We start from the raw sequence: 22813 nt of genomic DNA on the forward strand, positions 1-22813 counted from the left end.
CGAGATCAGTGCAGGATTTGGCTCAGGAATTTTCTGGATCGTTCTTCTTGCGGACGTGTAAAAAAGTCCTCGGGCGTGGCATTTTCAACGATACTGCCCTCGTCCATAAAAATGACACGATCCGCAACTTCCCGCGCAAAACCCATTTCGTGTGTCACACAGATCATCGTCATTCCGTCCTTAGCCAGAGAGGTCATTGTCTCAAGCACCTCCCGTACCAATTCCGGATCAAGGGCTGAAGTCGGCTCGTCAAACAGCATTATTTCAGGTTCCATACAAAGAGACCTGGCGATGGCGACACGCTGCTGTTGACCGCCTGAAAGCTGGCTTGGATATTTTTTCGCCTGATCCGGGATGCGGACCCGCTCCAGATAATGCATAGCCCGCTCCTGGGCCTCGATACGGGAAAGCTTCCGTACCCAACGTTGGGCAATGGTGCAATTCTCAAGGATGGTCAGATGTGGATAGAGATTGAAATTTTGAAATACCATGCCGACTTGATGGCGTACTTTTCCAATATTCTGTTTGGAATCGTCAACCTCAATGCCATTGACAAGGATGGTGCCGGATTGATGTTTTTCCAAGCGGTTGATGCACCGGATCATGGTCGATTTGCCCGATCCTGATGGGCCGCATACGACGATCCTTTCTCCTTTTTTGACGGAAAAATGAAGGTCGCGCAGGACGTGCATCGCCCCAAACCACTTGTTCACATTATTGCAGATGACACCCTGATTCCCGGGCTCAGCATTTTGCATTGACAGGCTCCCTGATTTGGTGGAGTTAGATGGCGTTATTGTTGTTTGACAACATTAAACATACTGAGTTTATTTTTGTCAATCAGAGTATGTTGGTGTTTGAAATTAAAATTTTTTCTGTTTTAAAACAAATAGTTATTTTGGTATTGGCGTTTGTGGATAAGGTTTATTGTTGTTTGACAACTATAGGGGCGTCTAGGATGGGAGATCGTAATAGCCTTTCATTTCTTAGTCATCTCGCAGCCTTAATGACGTCAATAATGGCTTGGTATTTACAGGAAATCAGAATGCCTCAAGATCTTCCGCAGGAGGACGGGCGAGGTGCAGATGAAACTCAAAGGGCGTATGGGTGCATTCATCTAATGCCCTTTACCAAACAGACAGACCAGGACTCCAAGCGATAAATGGGAAGGAAATTTTCGCTTTGAACGCTCAACCATTAACCCTTGAACGGGGGCGATACTCCCTGCTTCGTATGTTGACCCGGTACACCACATTCTTGTTTTAGGGAGAAACCGAATGACGATCCCCCCTGCTTCACCGATGACCCTGGATAAGGTCGGCACCCGACCGAAAATTGCCGTGATTGTCACTGGCGGTACGCTAACCGCCCTGGCGAATGATCCGTTTGAAATTTGTGATTACGGTCAGGCGGGCAGTCTGGACGGGCAAGCACTGGTATCTCGATGTGAGGGACTGGCGGGGCATTATGACTTTATCTTTCCATCATTTGTCGCTCGCCCCAGCTTTGACATGGCTGCTCCCGAATGTCTGGAATTGTGCCGCTTGTGTCAGCGCACTCTTAATGATCATCCGGATCTTGTTGGTTTTGTGCTAACCCACGGCACAGGTACCCTCGAAGAAACTGCTTTCTTTCTTTCACGCGTATGGGATTTTCCAGTACCTGTTGTCTTGACAGGGGCTCAGCGCCCGGCCTCTGCTCTGAGCAGCGATGGATACATGAACTTTTATCAATCCGTCATGCTGGCGGCCAGTTCGTATGCCTGCAACAATCGCGTACTCGTTGTCATGAATGGTGATATCCATGCGCCGGACGATGTGACGAAACGCTCGAATTTCGATCTGGATACCTTTATATCGCCCAACTTCGGTCCCCTTGCCCGAATAATTGGCAAAAACGTCATCATGCGTAACGGGGGCTTTGCAGGGCAGAGCAAGCCGACGATTTCGTGGCGTGAATTAGGCAACCTGCCCCGCGTTGACATTCTCTATTGTCATGCTGGTGGCGACACTTGCGCCATCGAGGCTTTTGTGGCCGCCGGTGCGCGCGGTATTGTTGTGGCGGGTTTTCCTCCTGGTTATGCAACCAGTCGCCAGGCCGCCCGATTGACGAGATGGATCACGGAGGCCGGGGGGACGGTCATCATGGCGTCGCGGGGGACAGGTCCCGTTGTGAATAACACACGTAACAACGGACATCAGTTCATTCCCGGGGGGAGGTATCTCCCCGTCAAGGCGCGCATTCTTTTGCAATTGGCATTGGCAGAAGGTAAAAACTTCAATCAAATTGCTCAGCTATTTACTGAATAGAAGAGATACGACAAGGCGATACGGAATGGAAAAGACTAAAGAAAGTAACGTTGAACGTTTACGAAATGGCATTCTTGACTTAATTCAGGAACTAAATCTTTCTTTGGGAGATAAACTTCCAACAGAAAAGGTAATGGCAGAACGTTTCCAGGTTTCGCGTCCAACCTTGCGTGAGGCACTTAAATTGCTTGAACAGGATGCGGTGATTGACGTTCATCAGGGTAAGGGGCGTTTTCTGGCTGCTGGTGTTGCACTTAATATAGCGCGTCCAATCACCAAATTCGAAAGCGCGTCAGACATGGTCCGCAGCCACGGCTACAAGGCCAAAATTCACGTTCTGGGTTTCAGTACGGTGCCTGCACGCAGTGACATTGCACGTGAATTGAATCTCACAGAGGATGATCCGGTCATTCGCGTCGAACGTTTGCGGTTTTCGGGCGATCAACCACTGATCTATTCCATTAACTGGATTCCAAAATTCCTGTTCGATCGCCACAATGGCAATGGCGTAACGTGGGACGATTCAATTGTGACAATGCTTGGCGAGATCGAACATCGACCGGTCGCATCTACCGCCTGTGTTCAAGCAACCATGTTGCCAATCGAGATAGCTGAATTGCACGGATTACAGGATTTTGGTCCCGCACTCCTTATTCAGGAAGTCTGCTATACCAGTAACGGAGAACGGGTCATATTTTCCCAAGATTATCATCGCGGGTCAGCCTTTACATTTAGTTTTGTCAGAAGGTAAAGAGAGGGCCGCTGATTGGGGCCCCGTTGACCGGCATTGATCAACGGCGGATATTAAAAGAAGCTTTCCTTTTTATACCCCGCCTGTCCCAAAACCCGAAAATTCTGGTATGAGATGATAGGAAAGTTATCGGAAACCTGATCCTGGAACGCAGGGCGGTATTTTCGGATTGTTTCGCGTAAAAAGGCGCATTGTTCCAGATCAGGTGAATGGCTGATTTGGTTGGGTTTTTCGCCTTGATCCTGGACAGGAACTGCACCGTGCTGTTGCCATCGACGGTGAGCGGCTCAACAAAAGGTGCGTCGAAATTCTCCAGGCTAACGGCCCCGTGAATATTAATCCGCCCTCGCGCCGCTGTGGTCTTAAGGGTGAGGTTTGCGCCCTTGTGCGCCCGGCCACAGGCTGGTTTCGTCTGATATTCCCGGTGATGAGAACCGCATCGGCGAAACAGATCGTCTCATCGGCAGTCAGACCGTTCATAAAGTGCTATGAATGCGGCCTGCTTTTCTTTGTCTGCAATCTCGGCGCAGGACTTGCCCTTGTCCAGAAGCAAGATCGAATTTGCCCGACATGCAATACCGTGATCCTCGTGCTGACGACGTACACAACGCTCCAGTTCAAGACGTTCGATCGAGGAGAGAAAGTTCAGGCTAAGCGTGTCCAAATGTAGAATCTCTATGAACCGGGACGTTAGTAAAAAACGGATGTTCAAGGACTCGCGCCGCGCGGCTTGTGAGCGATTGGCAAGGGATTTGCAGAAGTCCGTCCATCGACTGAGGGGCGCGTTGATCGGTTTCGATCAACGCGATTTGGTATGACGAGCGAATAAATCCAACCGAAATGGTCAGAAAGGTAGCAGTTTATAGGGCTCTTTCGGTATTAACCGCAAAATTTCAAACAGAATGGCAATCAGCTTTCGCGTACATCCTCAAGAAAACTGCTGACTTCGGTGCGTAAAGTGCCAGACTGGGTGCCAAGTTTTTCGGACGCATCAAGAACTTGCCGGGCTGCAAGGCCGGTTTGCCCGGCGGCATCCTGCATTTCCTGAATATGACGGCCAACCTCCTGGGTGCTGCTGACAGCCTGTTGCACCGAATGCGAAATTTCGCTGGTGGCACTGCCCTGCTGATGCACCGCTGCGGCTACTTCGGCAGAAATAGTATTCAGATCGTTAATGATACGGGTAATGCCATTAATGGCACCAACAGCATCCTGTGTAGAGCCCTGAATACCGGAAATTTGTGCCGAAATGTCTTCGGTTGCCCGTGCGGTTTGATTGGCAAGGTTTTTAACCTCGTTGGCGACCACGGCAAAACCCTTGCCGGCATCCCCCGCCCGGGCGGCTTCAATGGTGGCGTTGAGGGCCAAAAGGTTGGTCTGTTCGGCAATCGCCTGAATAATCTGGACGACCTCGCCAATTTTTTGCGCCGAAATATCCAACCCCTGAACCATTTCATTCACCCGGTTGGCTTCGGTGGCGGCCCGTTCGGTAATGTTGGAAGTATCATTGACCCGGGTGCTGATTTCCTGAATGGATCGGGCCAGTTCTTCGGCGGCACTGGCCACCGTTTCAACACTGCCATTGGCCTGATCCATCGCACTGACCACGGCTTGCGACCCCGATTCATTCTGGTGAACAGCGGCAACCATGCTTTGGGCCACTTGCTGCATTTCGCTAGATGCGCCCGAAACACCATCAACCACGCCCATAACCGTGCTTTCAAACCGGGCTGCCAGGTTTTGCATGGTATTGCGACGCTGCAATTCGGCTTGGTCACGTTCTCTTTCGCGGTCGCGGTCCAACTGGCTCACGCGGATGGCATTGTCCTTGAAAACCTGAACCGACCCGGCCATTTCGCCAATTTCATCGCGCCGTTGCAAGCCGGGAATGACAACATCAAGGTCGCCGGTGGCAAGTTCGGTCATTACACCATTTATCTTGCGAAGCGGGATCAGGATTTGGCTGCGCAGCACATACCAGGTTGCGCCAAGCAGCACGACCAGAATCGCCGCCGCCAGTGCCAGTTGCAGGATCACGGCCCTGACCACGGATGCATTGACGTTTTCCAGGCTCCATGCGGTTAACAGCACACCTCGGTAAACATCTTCGTCTTTACGTTTGGAATATTTGGTAATTGGCGCTGCAACAATAACCGCGCCATCGGCGACAAAGCTGATCAGTTCCTTGTTTTCCAGCTGTGGCATATAGGGCTCAACCAGTGCTTTAAGGTCGTAGGCCTTCATGCTTTCGGCTTGAAATTGCGCAATATTGGTGCCGTCGGGCATGTTGGTTTGCAAGGTCGCCAGTTCGGTGTCCGACCGGTCGGTCAGTTTGCGAAATTCTTTTTCGATGGAATTGGCATCCATTGCAATGAAGCCAGCCTGAACAGCTGTTGAGAGCATTTCGGTTTTTTTGACAGATTCGCGATACATCAAATCAATCATGGCATCGTTTTGCGATACCGCCTGAATGCTCGTCATTGCGGCGAAACCCACCACCAGCAATGCCACCAGCACCACAATTACTTTACGTCCAACAGATGCGCCGGACTTTCCCTTTGCGGCCATAGATGTCTCCCCGTCGGTTTAAGCCTTGCCTGATGTTGTTTCCTTCCGGTCGGATCCCGATATCGCCCGTGTTTTGATTTTTTCCGGGGGTATATCCGTCGTTCGGGTAGCCTTTTAAAGCCCGCCCCTGTTCCCGGAGCGTTAAGGTCGTTTTTCCTTGCGCGGTGCCAAATTCTTCGCCAGAACGCGCCGATAGTGCGATCAAGTTTACATACTTTCTACCGTGCCGATAAGAAAAGCTAGCCGATGGTTGCCAATAACTGAAACGTTTAAAACAAACTTGGGAAAAATTGTTTGAAAGACCGGATTTGGGTAATTTTGCGCTGAAAATGGCCTGCTATACCGATGATTATGCGGGTTAGGCGCATGGATAGACCGGGATGCCGAATCGTTAATGGCAATTCGATAACCGATTTATGTCTTTTGCGGTTGGGGCGTGACAGGCTATTTTGATGCCGCCAAGGTAATTAAGGCGCGCTGTTGCGGGGCGGTGTCTTGCCAGGCAGGGGGACGATGGTATGGCAAAATCGAAATCACAGATCCGAAAGCGACAAAGCCGACCAGCGACGTCATCGGCGGGGGGCGCGGCAAGCGCTGCATCGACAGGTGCCGCAAGCGCGCGCCCAACATTGCCTGTCGCCAGAATGCCGGTTTCGCCATCGCCCGCCGTCACACAGGAATCACCCGCGCCGGTTTTGTCGGTGCGCGCACAATCGCCAGATCATAAAGGGACCAACGCCGATATGCCGAGCCAACAGCGCAAATTGACGGTTCACCGCAGTGGTGTGCCGGGGGACAACCTTTTTTCGCGCGCCGTTGCCGCCCATCAGGCGGGCAAGCTCGACGAAGCCATCACGCTTTATGGGGCGATATTGCGCGCCCGTCCCGATCAGGCCGATATTTTAAATAATCTTGGTGTCGCCCTGCGTCGGCGCAAACAGTTTGATGCGGCCCTGGTTGCCTATCGTCGGTCGGCGGCGGTGCGGCCGGAAAATGCCGGGTTATGGTCCAATATGGGCAATTGCCTGCGCGAAATGATGCGGTTTGACGATGCCATTGCCGCCCATGAACAGTCCCTTGCCCGCAATCCTGACGATAAATCGCATCTGTTCAATGCCGGGCTGGTCTATCGCGATATGAACCGTTTCGCGCAGGCGATTGATTATTTTGACAAGGCATTGCAGCGCGACCCCGATTATATCGAAGCCTTGTGGGACCGATCATTGGCCCTGTTGGCACTGGGGCATTATGACGCGGGCTGGAAAGCCTATGAAGTGCGTCGTCGTTTGGCCGATAACCCCATTCGCCCGCTACCCGGTGTGCCTGAATGGGATGGCAAAACCGATTTGCGCGGTAAAACCCTGCTGTTGCGCGCCGAACAGGGCTTTGGCGATATGATCCAGTTTGCCCGTTTTATTCCGCTGGTGGCGCAAAAGGCTGCCCATGTGATTGTAGAATGCCGCAAGGAAATGCTGGGCGTGATGCAAACCGTGGCCGGTGTCGGGCAGGTGATTGCCAAGGGGACAAATCCGCCGCCTTTCGACCTGCACGCCCCTTTATTAAGCTTGCCGCATTTAATGGGAATCGGCGCTCGCGAACTGCACCAGGCATCGGTCAGCCCGTATATTCGTGCGCCCAAACAGATGGCGCTGGGCAATATTGGCGGGGATGTGGCGTTAAAAGTGGGGCTGGTATGGGCTGGTAAACTGAACCCGCGCGACCGTTCCTGCCCGCTGGAAAAATTCATGGGCTTGATGGGCGCACCCGGTGTGGCCTTTTTCAGTTTTCAAATTGATGAACGCCGTGCCGATATCGCCCGCCTGGGGGCGTCGGCCTTTATCCATGATCTGGGCGACCGAATTGGTGATTTTGGCGATAGTGCCGCCCTGATGACCGAAATGGATTTGATCATTACCATCGACAGTGCGCCTGCCCACCTGGCCGGGGCGCTGGGCTTGCCGGTATGGATGTTGCAGCTCTACACCACCGACTGGCGCTGGATGGTTGATCGCAACGATAGCCCCTGGTATCCGACCATGCGGATTTATCGCCAGCAGGAACCAGGCAGTTGGGAGGCTCCCTTTGCTGCCCTGAAACGCGATTTTGATAATCTGGTTATAGCGCGCACAGCCTGACAGGGCAAAACGGGGGGCTTCGGGTGTTGGTCGCCTTGGCAAGCCGGATAGGCGATTTCCCCTTATACTTGCTATTGGTTTAGCTTTGCACTTCTTATGGATAGTATCACATAATTTGAAATTCATGCAAAAATTGAAACAGGTTGCCAGGGGCTGCAACCTTTAGACAGGGGGATTGTATGAAAACCACGATTGGCGATTTGGTGCCAGGCAGGGGACTGTTGCCTTTAAAGAGACTGCTTGGGGCGGCATTCATATGTGCGACGACGTCCATTTTCATCATGTCACCATCGCCGGTCCATGCGTCGGGCGGTGTTCGTTCTGCGGTTGAAGTTCAGTTACCCATGCTTGATGTGGAACTGTTTGATGCGCCGGGGCAAACCCGCAAATCGGTCAGGTCTATTCCCGGGACCGAATTTCCAGGCGAAGTGGAATATATCGAGACAGAATTGGCGGCAGGCCGGATGCATCACATTCGGCTGGATGGCGAAAGCCGCGATTATTGGGTTGATGGCAACGAAGTCTGGATAACCGCCTATGACGGCGTGATTCAGGTTTTTTGCGATGCCGATCAAAGCCGTGCGTTGGGCAATACCGGCCGGGGGGCCGGCGGGCGTTCGACCTGTCGTGAAAAATAATTGCCGGGGGGCATAATCATGAAGTTTTTAAAATGGTCGCTGCCAGCCGCCATGTTGTTGCTGGCCGGGTGTGGTGTAACCAATCAGACAAGTCTACCGATCCCCTTTCTGTCATCGATACCCGATGATGCCAAATATATTGAAACGGTCAAATTGCCCACACCCCCTCTGGAAAAGGCCGAGGGTTTAAAAAAAGCCCGTATCAAAGTGCTGGCATCCTCTGTTGGTCTTGCTGATTTTCCGCAATTACAATCCTATGCCCAATCGGTGTTAGACCGGATCATTGCGGCGGCCCCGGCGGGGGCACCCGATGCAAAGGTTTACCTGTTGGCAAATGCCAGCCCCGGTGCGATGGCCGTGCCTGAAGGGGCCATTTATATTCATTTTTCGGCGTTTCAATATTTGCAATCCGAAGACCAGCTGGCATTTTTGCTCGGGCATGAATATAGCCACGTCGCCTTGCAGCATTCGCCAGAAAACCTGCTGCGCAGCCTGCGGCCCTATCTTGTCACAGCCATGGATTTTGCCGTGTCGCGCGCGGGCAGCGACAGCCAGCTTCGTAAATCATTTCAGTTATACGGCAGCGATATTATATCGCGCGATGTTCTCTTACCTGTTTGGGACCGGTCAGCCGAAAAAGAAGCCGATTTTCTTGGCCTCGATCTGATGACAAAGGCAGGTTACAATCCGTCGGAATCGCTTCGTTTTCTGGCGATTTCCGGCAAATATGACGACAGTTTTGAGCGGCTGCATCTTTCCACGCGCAACCAGCTGGAAAAACAGCTCGATGCCCAGCTGGCAACAAAAACGGACAGCCCGCTTTGGAATAAGTTCACCGGCGAGTTCCGCGATGCCATTGGCAAAATTCAGGAACAGATTTCCAGCCGCCACGAAGATGCAAAGGACCGCATGGTCGCATTGGTTGGGTATATGAAGCGTGAATATGCGATGGAGCGGCGCCGACCGATTAACAATGTGGTCTATGCGAAAACGGTTGATCAGAATGCCGATGTTCTGGACCATTACTTTGATGCCCACAAAGTGATTGCGGCCTTGCAAAAGGCGGAATTTGAACCGGGTCAAAAAATCAATGTCGGCAAGCTGGAAAGTCTGGCCCGCAGGGCGGTCGGCGGTAAGACATCGGATCATGCCTATACCCGTTATGCCTTTTCCAAATTGCGCGCCTATCAGGGGAAATACAGCCTGGCCCTGAAAAATATCGACCTTATTGCCGGGCAGAATGGCGACGATGTTCTGCCTTTTCAAATTTCGCTGGAACGGGCCGAAATGCAACAAAGCATTGGTAAAAAGAAACTGGCGATCACGCAAATGGAAGTTGCCGCAGCCCATTATGACTGGCCTGTCGAGGCCTATCATTTTTTGATCCCGATGATTGCTGCGCAGGGCGACAAAGGGCGGGTCAACGAGCTTAAGATCGGCTGTGTTGCGCGGTATCCGCAGCAGCGCGAATTGTGTGCCGTATCGCAATAAGCATGTCGGTATCAGCAACCGGTCTGTCGAACTGTCAATCTGCCAAGGCTGACAGGCCGGTTATTCTTTTGGCCATTTTCCGGGCGGATTTCCTATGTCTGAACCTGATAATCGCGATCCTTCGGCGGAAGAAGCACCTCGGCCGGTAAAGGCCGGGCCGGGGCTGGCCTATCTTAACTGGGCGTTTGTTACGTTTTTACTGGCCACATTGGTGATCGTTTTTAAACCCGATGAATTTACCCGGCCTGTGAATGAATATAGCTACGAGCTGTTTAATCGTCTGTTTGGTGCCGCCCTGTATGACGCACCTAACAAGGATGATGTCGGCATTGTGCTGTTTGATGAAAAATCGCTGTATGACCTGGATGCCAGCTGGCCGCCGCTTTTTATGATCCACAGCAATGTTTTAAAATCGATGTTGCGGCCCAAGGTTCCGCTTCCTTTGGCTGTTTTCATGGATTTTACCTTGCAGGATTCGCGCAGTACCGAGGTAACCCTTCAGGATGATGCGGTGAAATCGCCCCGGTTTGTACTGCGCGATGATACACTCGACGAATTGGTAAAAACCGTTGAAAATTATGGAAAACTTGGCGTTCCGGTCTATGTGGCTGCGGGTAAACTGACCGATGACCGGTTTCCTGAAATTCTGCCGCGATTAAAGGGCAAGGTCACACTGGTTGCCGGGTGGGGTGATGCCCGTTCCAGCGCCGATATTCGAGGGTTGAATTACAGTTTGTTTCCGCATCGTCCCGGCAGGGAAAACACCGATAACAATCAAACTTTGCCCGCAAAACCTCAAACCCGTGCAAGCGATTATTATCCGGCCCCGGCCTTGCAGCTTTATCTTGATTTGTGCCGTCGCCAGGCCGAAGCCAAGGCGGGGAAAGATTTTGAGAGGTCACCTTTTTTCGGTCGAAAATGGACCTGTGACGGAGGCTTTGAGGATCCGGCATCCCTGTCGCATGATGGAAATACCTTGCAGGAAGACACGGTTACCCTGTGGCGTGATTATGCGCGTGAACGCCCAATGGCGCTGATCTGGCCCGATAGTCAGCCTGATTATTACGGTTTTGCCCCAGCAATTTCGACGAAGAAGGCCGCAGATGGTCGCATCATTGAAACGCAGCATTTTCCATCGACTTGCGATAACGGGGATGCAAAAGGCTTTTCATCCTTGGTTGGTTTTTTACATCGTTTGGGGACCGGTTTTATCGGTCACAAGGCAGTTGCCAATCATTGTGGTCCCTTTGACGTGGTGACTGCGAGTGAAGCCGCACTGTCAACTCCTGATGCCGAGGATAGCTGGATCAGCAAACTTGGCGGGCGGGTCATATTTTACAGTTTCAATTTACAAGGCTTGCAAGATGTGGTGCGCCCGCCAACTCTTGATGATGATATTGCCGGGGTCAATGTTCATGCCATGGCGCTTGAAAATCTGCTGCATTACGGGTCTGATTATCTGTCAGATACATCTCGACACGGGGGGGCTGGTTTTGCCTGGATTTCAGGGGTTTTGACTTCGGATAATCTGGAATTATTGACCATGTTGGGGTTATTTTTCTTGCGATTGGCCTTTTTGCTGCTGGTGCGAAAATGGGGAGCAAACCCGCCTGTTGTGACACGATTAAATGCAACGCCCGGAGCCGCGGCACCAGACCCGATCATATACACGCTGTGGTCGGGTATGGTGCCGTATTATCGGCGGAATTTTATAGATTTGATCACGTGGATTGGTAATTTCCCCCGCAGGCAGCGCGCCGGATTTATCAATATAACCCGTGCCTTGCACCAGCGTCGTTTCCCGGTCAGCTTTTTTTTAGCCGCTGAATTCATATGCGTTTTGGCCTTTGTATTTGTCATTGCTTTCTGGCTGGAATTTAGGGTGCTGCGGATTGCACCTTCTAACTGGTTGTCGATTTTGGGCCTGGCCGGTGTGACATATCCGTTTTACATCCGGGCGATGTTTTCCCAGCCCGGCAGAGAAGACGGGGTGAACAATGACGGGCAGGACACGCAGCCTTAGGGTGGGGCATGATGTTGTCATCTTCGTGCATACCGCGTGCGAATTGTGGGGGCAGGTGTGATTTCGTCTGGCAGCGTGATCACCCGCACGATTTGTAAAGCGATCGCCCGAACAATAAAATTTCGCGTCAATTAGCCTCTCCCCAAGTCCGAAGGCTTGTGTTTCAATCGGACAAGGCGTAGGAAAGCGCCTTGATATTTTTGGGGTGACCGTTTTGCCTGTGTCTGTGCGGACCGGCGCCTTGTCGATTTTGCAGGAGAAACGTTGTGAGCGAAGCCGCATACAACAAGGGATTCCCGGTTTCCTGGGAGCAAATGCATCGCGATGCCCGCGCACTGGCATGGCGCCTGCTGGAAAAAGGCCCTTACAAGGGCATCGTCGCCATTACCCGTGGTGGTCTTGTGCCCGCAGCGATCATTGCACGCGAACTTGATATTCGTTTGATTGATACGGTTTGTGTTCGCAGCTATTCTGACAAAAGCCGTGGCGACATTGAATGGCTGAAAGACGTCCAAGGTGATGGCGAAGGTATGCTGATCATTGATGATCTGGTTGATACCGGTAAAACCGCCAAAGCTGTGCGCGAAAAGCTGCCCAAGGCACATTTCGCCACCGTCTATGCCAAGCCGCTGGGCCGCGAAGTCGTTGACAGCTTTGTAACCGAAGTGTCCCAGGACACCTGGATTTATTTCCCGTGGGATATGGAACTTTCGGTTAACGCACCGATTTCCGAACGCGCTCGTTAATCTGCCTTGGGTTTTGATTTTCCCAAGGTCAACTGCGACCGAGGGAGAACATCATGCCTAATGCCCCTAAAACACGCCCGTTTCTAACCGGTTTTGTCACGCTTTGGCGTGCCCTGCGGTCAGACGGGCGTTTTTTTGTTCCGCCCCGTGTAGTGGTGCGCCCGGCCTTTGTGCCCAAAGGCGCGCCCCGGCTGTATGGTGGTTTGGTGTTGCTGGCGGTTATGGTGGTATTTGCGCCTGTTGACCGTTCTTTTGCCGCTGATAAATCCGAAATTCTGGAAAAAATCCGCTCGCAGCTGGATGTGGCCGACGGGTTTGACCTTGCAGTATTTGCGCAAGTGCCCAATGCGCGCTCGATGGCGGTTGCGCCTGATTTGGGCGGTATTTTTGTCGGCACGCGCGGGCGGAACCTGTATTTTGTGGCCGACCCGGCAAAGGCGGGCACCGACGGTACTGGCGGCACGGCTGGCACCGTTACGCTGATATCGTCGGATTTTACCTCCGCCAACGGTGTCGCCTATAAGCCCGGCACGTTGTTTGTGGCCGATCAGGACCGGGTGGTATCGTTTGATATGACCGGTTTTACAGGCACAAAACTGGGCAAGCCGGACCGGGTTTTATTTGCTGGCCTGCCCGATAAAAGCCACCATGGCTGGCGCTATATCGCCCTGTCGCCCGATGGCGAAACCTTGTTTGTGGCGGTGGGCGCGCCTTGTAATATCTGCAAGGTTTCGGGCCTGGAAGGGACCATCATTACCTTGCCGGTTACGGGCGGCGAACCTGAAATTTACGCCTCAGGCATACGCAATTCCGTCGGGCTAACCTTTCACCCTGACAGCGGTGATTTGTGGTTTACCGATAATGGTGGCGATGGCCTTGGCGATGACGTACCGCGCGAAGAACTTAATCACGCCTTTCAGGCCGGGGGCTTTTATGGCTATCCGTGGTTTGCGGGCAATAAAACCCGTGCGCCCGATTTTAAAAACGAAATAATCCCCCACAAGGTGACTTTTCCGGCCTTTACCTTTAATGCCCATAATGCGCCGTTGGGCGTGCATTTTTATAATGGCGATGCGCTGGTCGCCCTGCATGGATCGTGGAATCGCACGGTGCCTGATGGCTATAAAGTGGTGCGGGTGAAATTTACCGATGGCCAACCGGTTTCGGCCAGCCCGTTTTTGGCGGGTTTTTTGCGCAGCAATGGCGCGGTTCTGGGCCGTCCGGTCGATATCAAATCTTACGGCAAGGATGGCAGCGTGCTGGTTTCGGATGATCATGCCGGGGTGATCTGGCGTTTAACACCGCGTTCGTGACCGAAACAAAATTATTTGCAGCCTTTCTTGCGCGAATTTGTTGCACGGGCCGGTCAGCCGGGCTATAAAGCGTGCCGCAAAGCGGGTGTAGCTCAATGGTAGAGCAGAAGCTTCCCAAGCTTACGACGAGGGTTCGATTCCCTTCACCCGCTCCAGCAGCTTCCTGATCAGATACGGTAAAGCGTAAAACCTGGGTGAAATTCGCATCAGGTTATTTGTGTTTGAGCGACGGTTCGCACAATTTAATTGAGAATGATAATCACAATCTATATGGTGCCTTTTCCTTGCGGTCGGTTTTTCTGACAATCGCAGGTCTTTAGGAATGGATTCATAGCGTGTCTATATGACCAGACGACGTTTCACCAGTTTGGCGCAAGTTGTTGAAGAATATTACGACGAGTTATTGACCTTTGTCGTCCGTCGCACCGGGTCACGCCCTTTGGCAGAAGAAATTGTTCATGAAACCTGGATTAGGGCCTGTATCACCACGGTGGTGATGCCGGGCAATCCGCGTGCTTACGTGTATCGTATGGCACGTAATCTGGTTGTTGATCATCATCGCAGTCATTCCGTTCGCAAGCATGTTGAACTTTCGCAACCGCCGGATTATCAAAACACAGAATCAGACGCATCCTCGCACCTGCACGATCTTGCCGTGCCATCCCACGAAGAGATGGTGTCGGCCCGTCAGGAATTGGCGTTGATTTCCGGTGTGGTGACAAGGCTGCCGCAAAAATGTCGTCAGGTTTTTTTGATGTATCGCGGTCAGGAACTTTCAATGTCGGAAATTGCCGAAACGTTGGATATTTCGGTCAGGACGGTCGAAAATCATATCGCGCGGGCAATGGTCGAATGTCGGCGTTGCCTGCAAGACGCAAGACGCAACCTGTGATCAGATACTCGCGAAATGGCACCACAAATCTGCTTTGGCCAAGCATTGGCGACTGTGAAAACAGCTCGAATGGCGTTGCGATGTTGTTTGCATTTAATAGGGATGCAAAAAGCGGGGTGGTTTTTGTCGCGCAAAATTATGGCTGGGGCAGATTGGGATGAATGAGCGCGATGCGGATTTATCCGCAGATATTTCTGAAGCACTGTTTGAAGAGGCTGTTCTTTGGCATGGACGCCTGCGCGATTCATCTGCGTTTCAAGGCCGTTCGGAAGCTGTTGTCGCTGAATTTGAAAGCTGGCTTGAACAGTCATCGGCGCACCAGACTGCCTATCGCGAGGTTGAGCTTTTGTGGGGCAAGCTGGAATTGCCGGTTAAGCGGATCTGGCGGGCACAAATGCAGGTTTCGCAAGGCATATCCACAACACAGCCCGGAAAATCAAAAAGTGCCCACCAAAAGCATTGGTCCTGGCGGCGTGCTGTGGCCATTGTTGCCGTTATCATGTTGTGTGTTGTGACGGGGCATTATTTTAAAAACGACGTCGAACACTATTTCAATCCCGACCTTTATATTACGGCCCAACAACCGACGACCCGAACCCTGCCGGATGGTTCCAAGGTGATGATGAATGTGCAAAGCCGGTTGGAAATCGCCTTTTCCGCTGATAAGCGGCTGGTGAAGTTGCAGGAAGGTGAAGTGTGGTTTGATGTGGCTCACAACGCCCAAAAGCCGTTCGTGGTGGAAACCGCGCTGGGGAATATTACGGTTTTAGGGACCCGGTTTAACGTGCGCAAAACGGCAGATGCTGTTTTTGTCAGTCTGGTCAAGGGCAAGGTGGAATTGCGCGACACTGCTGCGTCGCAGCTCCCGGCAACTGTGTTGGCACCAGGGATGGAGGCGGGGCTGACACGCCACGGTGTTGGCGCAGTGCATCCGTTTGATGTGTTTGCGACGACGGCATGGCAAAAGGATCAACTGGTTTTTTATGATTCCCCCGTTTCCGAGGTGGTGAATGAATTGAACCGCTATTATCGGGGGAAGATTGTTATCGCCAATAGTCGTTTGCGCGATTTGCATATCAGTGGCGTCTTTCAAACCGACAATATAGACCGCGTTCTCGGTGCGATTGAAAATACGCTTTCGGTGCGTGTGATCCGGGTGACGGATTATCTTGTGTTTCTTGTCTGGCAGGACGACGCCTGATGATAAAAGCGGCAATTCTGGCGAATGTTTTCGGGAAAAATATTATAAATCAAATGATTGCCGCAATTTTTACGACCCTTGCGTCGTTGCAAACAAGACGTGTTAAAAAAAGTGATACTGGACTAGGGGGGAATCGTTTCTGACCCGTCTTACTCATATGTCGCGAATGCGCCGTATTCGCAATTTGATGATATATAGAGTTGGGGACCTGAATTGGGAACATTGGGTAGATCAAAAACAGGCATAGGCATGTGCCTGATGGTGTCGTTTGCGGCACTTATGAATAGTCACGTCGCGCGGGGGAACGAGGCAAAGCAGAACCAGATTACGGAGGCAAGCCAGGTAAAATATCCGTTCGATATTGCACCGCAGCCGTTGCCGCAGGCGCTTGCGGCCTTTTCGGCAGTTACCGGTATTCAGGTTCTTTATACCGAAAAATCGATTTATTCTTATCGCTCGGGCGCGCTGCAAGGCGAGTTTGCCGCGAATGACGGATTACACATCTTGTTGGATGGGGCGGGTTTGCAGTTTCGCTATACCGCGGATCGTTCTGTTACGATTGAAAAACCCGTTGCTGTGAACCTTAATGACCAGGTCGAATTGGACGCAATTACGGTTGTTGGCACCCGCCAGTCCCGTTACGACAGCCGTTACGCCGAGACGGGTACGCTGATTGCCAAGAATATAACTGACATCCCAAGAACGGTTGATGTTATTCCCGAACAGCTTTTGCTAGATCAGCATGCCAGTGAACTGGAAGATGTTTATCGATTGTCACCCAATGTGGTGAATGTTGACGGTTACGGTGGCAGTCGCGAAGATTTTCTGATCAGAGGGTTTCGCCGTCGGGACGATATTTATCGTAACGGTGTGCGTTTGAAAACCAATGGCCGCGTTAATCCTGATACCGTCGATAGCGTACAGATCGTGAAGGGGCCGGTTGCTGAAATCGGGCAGATGACGCCAGGGGGGCTGGTCAATATCATTACCAAAAAACCCCAGTTTATTGCTGAAAACCATATTGCAACCGACTTTAATGAATATGGTGAGCGTGAAGTTCAGGCTGATTTTACCGGTCCGCTGAATGAAGAAAAGACAATTGCGTATCGCCTGACGACATCGGTTGAAAACAGCCGCAATTTTCGCAAGGCCGATATTGACCGCCAGTTTTTGTCGTCGTCTTTTTATTGGGAAGGCGACAATGGCGCGAATGTTAACTTCAATTACGAATATACCCATGATGAACGCCCGATTGATCGTGGTGTCATTACGGTTCCGGGAAGTGGCACACAGCGCACCATCGTCAACACATCAGTTGATACCCGGTTTGATCAGTCAGACTTGAATAATCGCGACGTTTCTACCCACATTTTTGAGCTTGATAGTGCGATACCTGTTTTCAACGATGACTGGACGTTTGAAAACAAGCTGTTTTATGCCTATGAGCAGGTTGACGAAATTCGCAACGAAGTTGTCAATGTTTCGAATACCGGGGTTCTGACGCGTCGTGTTCAGGGAAACGATGATCGCGAACTGGCGACGGCTTTTGTCCGGATGCAATTGCGGGGCGAATTTGATGCGGGGCTGCCGGTGGATCTGGTTTCCGGTGTTGAATTGCGCCATCAGGATGAAACCTGGACCAACTTTGCCGGGGCCAATCAAACGGGTGGGACCGTCTCAAACCCGTCGTCCTTTACCCTGATTGACAATACCGACAGCAATCCGATCCTGCGTCGCTATACCAAGGTCAAGCAGCTTTCCTATGGCCCTTATGCCCAGGGCGACATTCATCTGACCGATGCGGTCACCATGACACTTGGGGCGCGTTACGAAATTGTCGCGAACGAATATAGCCAGATCGATCGCCTGACCGATACAGCCAGCGGTTTTGATCCTGATTCCGATGGACATTTGACCAAATCTGCGGCCCTGGTCTGGAAACCTGTCGAAAAATTGTCGCTTTATGCATCTTATGCCGAAACTTTCCAGTCCCAGAATATCTATTCCGGTGACGTGACGACGGCGGTTTTTTCGCCCGAAAAAGGTCGGCAATATGAAGTTGGTGCAAAATGGTCGGGCTGGAATGATCGTCTTTTATTAAGCGGCGCGCTTTTTGATATTCGCCAGAAAAATGTTGTCGAGACGGTCAATGGGACCCCAGAAATGACCGGTGGCATTCGCTCACGCGGGGCGGAAACCGTTATTACGGCCAATCCGGTTCAGGGATTGAACTTGCGTGCCGGGGTTGGGCTGCTGGATGCCGAAATCGTTAGCGAGAATGCGAATAACGGCAACACACCGACGAATACACCAGACATCACGACCAGCCTTTGGGCCAGCTATGAGTTTCAAAAAGCCGAAAGCAATTTGAAGGGATTAGGGTTCGGGGCCGGGCTTTATCATGTTGGTAATCGTTACGGCGACAGTGCGCACAGCTTTGAACTGGGTGACTATACGCTTCTGGATTTGGGTATGTGGTATTATTTGCCCGTTCGAAACGAGTCCCGGGTACGCTTTGACCTTGGGGTCAAGAACGTGACGGACGAACAATATTATGTCGCTTCCGGCGGAACATATCGTGTGAGCGTGGGGGCACCACGTACGTTCTTCGGGAGCATCCGGTTTGAATTCTGATCCTGCGCGCGATGGCAGGAAGCAGGCAGGCAAGCCAGTCAAACCCTTGTGGTTTGACTGGCATAGCTGGATTGGTGTCTGTTTTGGTCTGATGTTGTTTACCATTTGCTGGAGCGGCGCTTTCGCCGCTCTTTCGCAAGAATTTGACTGGCTGGTTACGCCTTCAGCACGGGTTGCATCCTTTAGCGGGGATATTGATTTTTCTGGTATTTTTGACGCCGTTAAACAGTATTTTCCAAATGCCCGGATCGAATTTCTGCAAGAACCCCTTTATTCCGTTTTCCCGGCAAGCGTTGATGTGATCACCGTGCAGGGCGAACGGCGGATCGTGCATGTTGATCCGGCAACGTTAAAGGTGATTGGCACCCAGTCGATTTTTACCATTGAACGGTTTTTTCGCGAATATCACGAAGCCCTTTTTGGTTTTTATGGGGCCGGAAAATTTATCGTAACAGCATGTGCCGTGCCGCTCATTCTGGCGATGATCAGTGCATTATTGTTTTACCGGCGCTGGTGGTATCGGTTTTTTGAACTGCGAACAGGGAAATCATCGGTCAGCTTCTGGAGCAGTCTGCATAAGCTGGCAGGTTTGTGGAGCCTGTGGTTCGTTGTGCTGATATCCCTGACCGGTGGCTGGTATTTGTTTGAAGAAGGGCGCTACAAGCTGGGCGATGGCAAGTTTGCCGATGTCGATTCCTTTCCGTTGGCGGTAAATGTTTTGCCCAAGCTTCAAACACCGCCAGACCAACGTCTGCCCTTTCATGATTTGTTGGTTCGCGCACAAACAACACGACCAGATATGCACATTACCGGGATTTACCCCAATCGCGGCGGGTATTTTTACGTGATCGGGCAGGCCGATGATATTCTGGTGCGTGATCGCGCAAACAAAATCTATCTTGATCCGCGTACGGGCGAGGTTGTTTTTAATCAGCACGCAGATGATTTGTCCGCCTACTGGCGGTGGTCGGACATGGCCGATCCGCTGCATTTTGGCACATTTGGCGGCTTGGTAACCAAAGTTTTATGGTTTGTATTCGGGTTGGTCTTGGCAGGTTTGGCACTTAGCGGTGCCTGGTTGCATCTGAAAAAACGCCAAAGATCGCGCAAATCTGGCATAAAGTGGCGCGGTACATTGATGATGGCAGGCGTGTTCACCTTGTTGCCGTTGGCTTCTTTGCCCATCATGTGGGTTTATCTGGTGCGCATTGGCCCGAAGATCGACGGTCACAGACAACTGGCTGAATTGCCAATCGGGGTGACGGCCTTTGTTGGTCTCTGGCTTTTGATGACATTCAGTATCAAGCTGATCTGGCTGTGGTCTTGTTATCGGTTAAATAAGGTGCCACCGGAATGAAAGGGCCGCCAGGGCATTTTGCTAAAAACAGATGGTTTTATTCGCGCGGCAAATATTCCAGTCCCTTTGCGCGGGCTTCTTCGTCGCTGCACACTGTTACCGGCGCATCTTTGCTGGCGTAATTGACAAAGCGTTGGTCCAGCGGGCTGATATAATGGCCCTTGCCGTCGCCCACCATCAGGCAGCGTTGTTTTTCACCTTCCAGGCGTTTCCCTGCCCGCCAGTCGGCCGGGGGCACCATTTTGGCACCGTAAAGGCCAATTCCGGCATTGGCGGCCTGTTTGGCCTGGTCGTCATAATCCAGCGAAAAACCGGGAATCGGCAGGGCTTCGCCATCGGCGATCATGGCCGAGCCAATATCACGGTCCCCGGTCGAACATTCGACCCGGGGCCAGTTTTTGCCATTACGTCCGCTGTCTTTTTTGCCGTCATCGCGCTGGTCGGCGGCCAAAACACATTCGGCGGGAAACGGCGACATAACGAAGTATTTTTGCAACTGCATCCCGGCCGACAGCCCGCAATCCTGAAGGGTATCGTCATGCAGGCATTGCTGGCCCAGTTCGGGGGCATCAATGCCTGCAATATCAAAAACATGGCCGTCAATCATGATGGTATCGCCATCAATCGCAAAGACCTTGTGGCCATCGGCCTTGAACGCTGTTTGATTGCTGACATCGGGCGGGGTGGCCGGGGCTGCTTTTTGCGCCATGGCTGTGCCATGCCAACCTGCCAGTGCCATCAGCCCGATGGTGGCCAGCATCACCGGTATTTTCAGGTGGCGTTGGCGTAAAAAATGCCGGGAAAAGTGCTGGGACGATTGCAAAAAAGCAGCGCGCAGGGTCATGGGTGTTCTCTTTGTTATATTTTTGTTCAGGCCGGTTTGCGGCACAGACCATAACATTGATGATGTGAAAACACGGCGAAAAGATGCCAGTTTAGCGCCATGATTGCGATAACGGGATGCACCAGAAGCGATTTGCGGTTATAGAGCATAGGATAAAACAGGGATCGGGGAAAAGTGCATGGCATAAAAACGGTCATGCAGGTGCTGCCCACGCGATAACGGGTCTTTCAGATCGTCTCCCGGACCAAACGCCCCGGCAGGGTTAATGCCGATTGTACAAACTTGCATGGATGCCGCCTTGTTACGACTGCAGCCGATCTTTTTTGTTGTTGGGGTGATGGTTATCATCATCGGTGCGGCCATGCTGATACCGGCATGTGTCGATCTGTATTTTGGTAATCCCGACTGGCGGATATTTGCCCAGGCATCCATGACCAGCATTGGCCTGGGCGGTATGACCTGCCTTGCGTGTCGGTCCGACATCGGGCCAAGGGTTACCGCGCGCCAGGGCTATGTCCTGACCGGGTTTTCCTGGATTGCGGTCAGCGTAACGGGTGCCTTGCCGCTGTGGTTTTCGTCGTTGAATATCAGTTTTTGTGATGCGGTTTTTGAAACCATTTCAGGCCTGACGACCACGGGTTCCACCGTTTTATCGGGGCTTGATACCATGCCGCCGGGCCTGCTTTTGTGGCGATCCATTTTGCAGTGGCTGGGCGGCATTGGCATTATTGTGACTGCCCTGGCTCTGTTGCCGATGATGCGGGTCGGCGGGATGCAGTTGTTTCAGATGGAAAGTTCGGACCGGTCGGAAAAACTCAGCCCGCGTATGCGCGATATGTGCCTGCAAATCGTAGTGATTTACGTGATGTTGTCGCTGACCTGCATGGTTTTGTATCGCATTTTTGGCATGACCTGGTTTGAAGCCATCAACCACGCCATGACAACGCTTGCCACGGGGGGCTATTCTACCACCGACCAGTCTTTTGGCAAATTTTCCGGAAACTGGCCGTTGCACTGGGTGGGTACCATTTTCATGTTTGCCGGGGGCCTGCCCTTTACCGCCTATGCCATGATGGTGCGCAAACGCAGCATCCTCTCTTTGTTTGATAATCAGCAAATTCGGCTGTTTTTTCTGGTGTCGGCCTTTTTTGTCGTGCTGCTGACCATTCGCCTGATGCAGGTTTCCGATGATGGGATAGGGGCCAGCTTTACCCTGGCATCGTTTAATCTGGTGTCGGTTATTACCACCACCGGCTTTGCTTCGGGCGATTATTTGCAATGGGGCCCGGTGGCGGTGATGCTGTTTTTCTTTGCCACTTTTATCGGCGGTTGTTCGGGCTCCACGGCGGGCGGCTTTAAGATGTTTCGTCTTTATGTGGTGTTTAGCGGTTTGCGCGCCCATTTCCTGCGCTTGCGCAGCCCCAGTGCGGTGACGGTCAGCTATATTGATCGTAACGAAATTACCAGCGACATCTATAGTGCCGTTACGGTCTTTGTCTTTCTGTTATCCATCAGCTATATCGGCGTTACCGTGGCATTGGGCCTTACCGGGCTGGATCTGGTAACAGCCATGAGCGCAGCTGCCACCGCCCTTGCCAATGTCGGTCCCGGTATGGGGCCTATTATTGGCCCGGCAGGCAATTTTCAAAGCCTGCCCGATGCCGCGAAATGGGTGCTCGACATTGCCATGGTGCTGGGCAGGCTGGAATTTGAAACCTTGCTGGTTTTGCTGATGCCGGCCTTCTGGCGCGATTAATCATCTTAAAACGATGCCTGCTTTGGGTTTTATTGCCCGTTATCGGGCCTTCGCACACTCGATCAACAGGTCTTTGCCCTGTTTTCGCCCCATCATCGGCCTAAAGCACTTTTCCTTTAATATGACCCATTTTGTTTGTTTTTGGCGTGTCGTTT

At 52.1% G+C, this 22813-nt stretch carries 17 protein-coding genes and 1 tRNA gene; 14 read left to right on the top strand and 4 right to left on the bottom strand.

All coding sequences use genetic code 11. The annotated features are described in order from the left end of the window. Positions 1–5: 5 nt before the first annotated feature. Entirely contained in the window at positions 6–758 is a 753-nt protein-coding gene (locus AAC086_RS19370) for an amino acid ABC transporter ATP-binding protein (RefSeq protein WP_339781201.1), read from the bottom strand. A gap of 519 nt (positions 759–1277) precedes the next feature. On the opposite strand from AAC086_RS19370, the gene AAC086_RS19375 reads away from it, so the two are divergent. Together AAC086_RS19375 and AAC086_RS19380 are read left to right on the top strand one after the other, a co-directional pair. After that, entirely contained in the window at positions 1278–2309 is a 1032-nt protein-coding gene (locus AAC086_RS19375) for an asparaginase (protein ID WP_339781202.1), read from the top strand. A gap of 25 nt (positions 2310–2334) precedes the next feature. Then, positions 2335–3060, top strand: a complete 726-nt coding sequence (locus tag AAC086_RS19380) for a GntR family transcriptional regulator (RefSeq protein ID WP_339781203.1) — start codon at positions 2335–2337, stop codon at positions 3058–3060. 909 nt (positions 3061–3969) lie between these two features. Here AAC086_RS19380 and AAC086_RS19385 read toward each other — a convergent pair. Continuing rightward, entirely contained in the window at positions 3970–5628 is a 1659-nt protein-coding gene (locus AAC086_RS19385) for a HAMP domain-containing methyl-accepting chemotaxis protein (RefSeq protein WP_339781205.1), read from the bottom strand. Positions 5629–6146: 518 nt separating this feature from the next. Here AAC086_RS19385 and AAC086_RS19390 point away from each other — a divergent pair. From AAC086_RS19390 to AAC086_RS19440, 11 genes are all read left to right on the top strand, one after another. Then, on the top strand, positions 6147–7763 hold the full coding sequence (locus AAC086_RS19390) for a tetratricopeptide repeat-containing glycosyltransferase family protein (protein WP_339781207.1): 1617 nt from the start codon (positions 6147–6149) through the stop codon (positions 7761–7763). A 179-nt stretch (positions 7764–7942) separates the two neighbouring features. Further along, complete coding sequence (locus tag AAC086_RS19395; RefSeq protein WP_339781209.1) at positions 7943–8401, top strand: hypothetical protein; 459 nt, start codon at positions 7943–7945, stop codon at positions 8399–8401. Between the two features lie 18 nt (positions 8402–8419). Next, positions 8420–9892 (top strand): M48 family metalloprotease, encoded by a 1473-nt coding sequence (locus AAC086_RS19400; protein WP_339781211.1) that lies wholly within the window; start codon positions 8420–8422, stop codon positions 9890–9892. Between the two features lie 94 nt (positions 9893–9986). After that, entirely contained in the window at positions 9987–11915 is a 1929-nt protein-coding gene (locus AAC086_RS19405) for a hypothetical protein (RefSeq protein WP_339781213.1), read from the top strand. Positions 11916–12181: 266 nt separating this feature from the next. Further along, positions 12182–12661, top strand: coding sequence for a xanthine phosphoribosyltransferase (gene gpt / locus AAC086_RS19410; RefSeq protein ID WP_339781215.1), 480 nt, complete (start codon positions 12182–12184; stop codon positions 12659–12661). 53 nt (positions 12662–12714) lie between these two features. Next, the gene (locus AAC086_RS19415; RefSeq protein ID WP_339781217.1) at positions 12715–13974 is read left to right on the top strand and encodes a PQQ-dependent sugar dehydrogenase; all 1260 of its coding nucleotides are present in this window, start codon (positions 12715–12717) and stop codon (positions 13972–13974) included. An 81-nt stretch (positions 13975–14055) separates the two neighbouring features. Then, positions 14056–14129, top strand: a tRNA-Gly gene (locus tag AAC086_RS19420). A 188-nt stretch (positions 14130–14317) separates the two neighbouring features. Continuing rightward, on the top strand, positions 14318–14866 hold the full coding sequence (locus AAC086_RS19425; RefSeq protein ID WP_339781218.1) for an RNA polymerase sigma factor: 549 nt from the start codon (positions 14318–14320) through the stop codon (positions 14864–14866). Between the two features lie 157 nt (positions 14867–15023). Next, complete coding sequence (locus tag AAC086_RS19430; RefSeq protein WP_339781219.1) at positions 15024–16067, top strand: FecR family protein; 1044 nt, start codon at positions 15024–15026, stop codon at positions 16065–16067. A 279-nt stretch (positions 16068–16346) separates the two neighbouring features. Beyond that, positions 16347–18701 (top strand): TonB-dependent receptor, encoded by a 2355-nt coding sequence (locus tag AAC086_RS19435; protein WP_339781220.1) that lies wholly within the window; start codon positions 16347–16349, stop codon positions 18699–18701. Next, entirely contained in the window at positions 18691–20058 is a 1368-nt protein-coding gene (locus AAC086_RS19440; RefSeq protein WP_339781222.1) for a PepSY-associated TM helix domain-containing protein, read from the top strand. The genes AAC086_RS19435 and AAC086_RS19440 overlap by 11 nt, the downstream gene beginning before the upstream one ends. 37 nt (positions 20059–20095) lie before the next feature. Here AAC086_RS19440 and AAC086_RS19445 read toward each other — a convergent pair whose 3' ends face one another. Together AAC086_RS19445 and AAC086_RS19450 are read right to left on the bottom strand one after the other, a co-directional pair. Further along, positions 20096–20902 carry a thermonuclease family protein gene (locus tag AAC086_RS19445; protein WP_339781223.1) on the bottom strand — a complete coding sequence of 269 codons (807 nt, stop codon included), beginning with the start codon at positions 20900–20902 and terminating at the stop codon, positions 20096–20098. A 138-nt stretch (positions 20903–21040) separates the two neighbouring features. Continuing rightward, positions 21041–21190, bottom strand: coding sequence for a hypothetical protein (locus AAC086_RS19450; protein WP_339781225.1), 150 nt, complete (start codon positions 21188–21190; stop codon positions 21041–21043). 10 nt (positions 21191–21200) lie between these two features. Here AAC086_RS19450 and AAC086_RS19455 point away from each other — a divergent pair, with 10 nt between their 5' ends. Then, positions 21201–22658, top strand: a complete 1458-nt coding sequence (locus tag AAC086_RS19455; RefSeq protein ID WP_339781226.1) for a TrkH family potassium uptake protein — start codon at positions 21201–21203, stop codon at positions 22656–22658. The last annotated feature ends 155 nt before the right edge of the window (positions 22659–22813 follow it).

Source organism: uncultured Thalassospira sp. (assembly GCF_963976115.1).
Taxonomy (GTDB): domain Bacteria; phylum Pseudomonadota; class Alphaproteobacteria; order Rhodospirillales; family Thalassospiraceae; genus Thalassospira.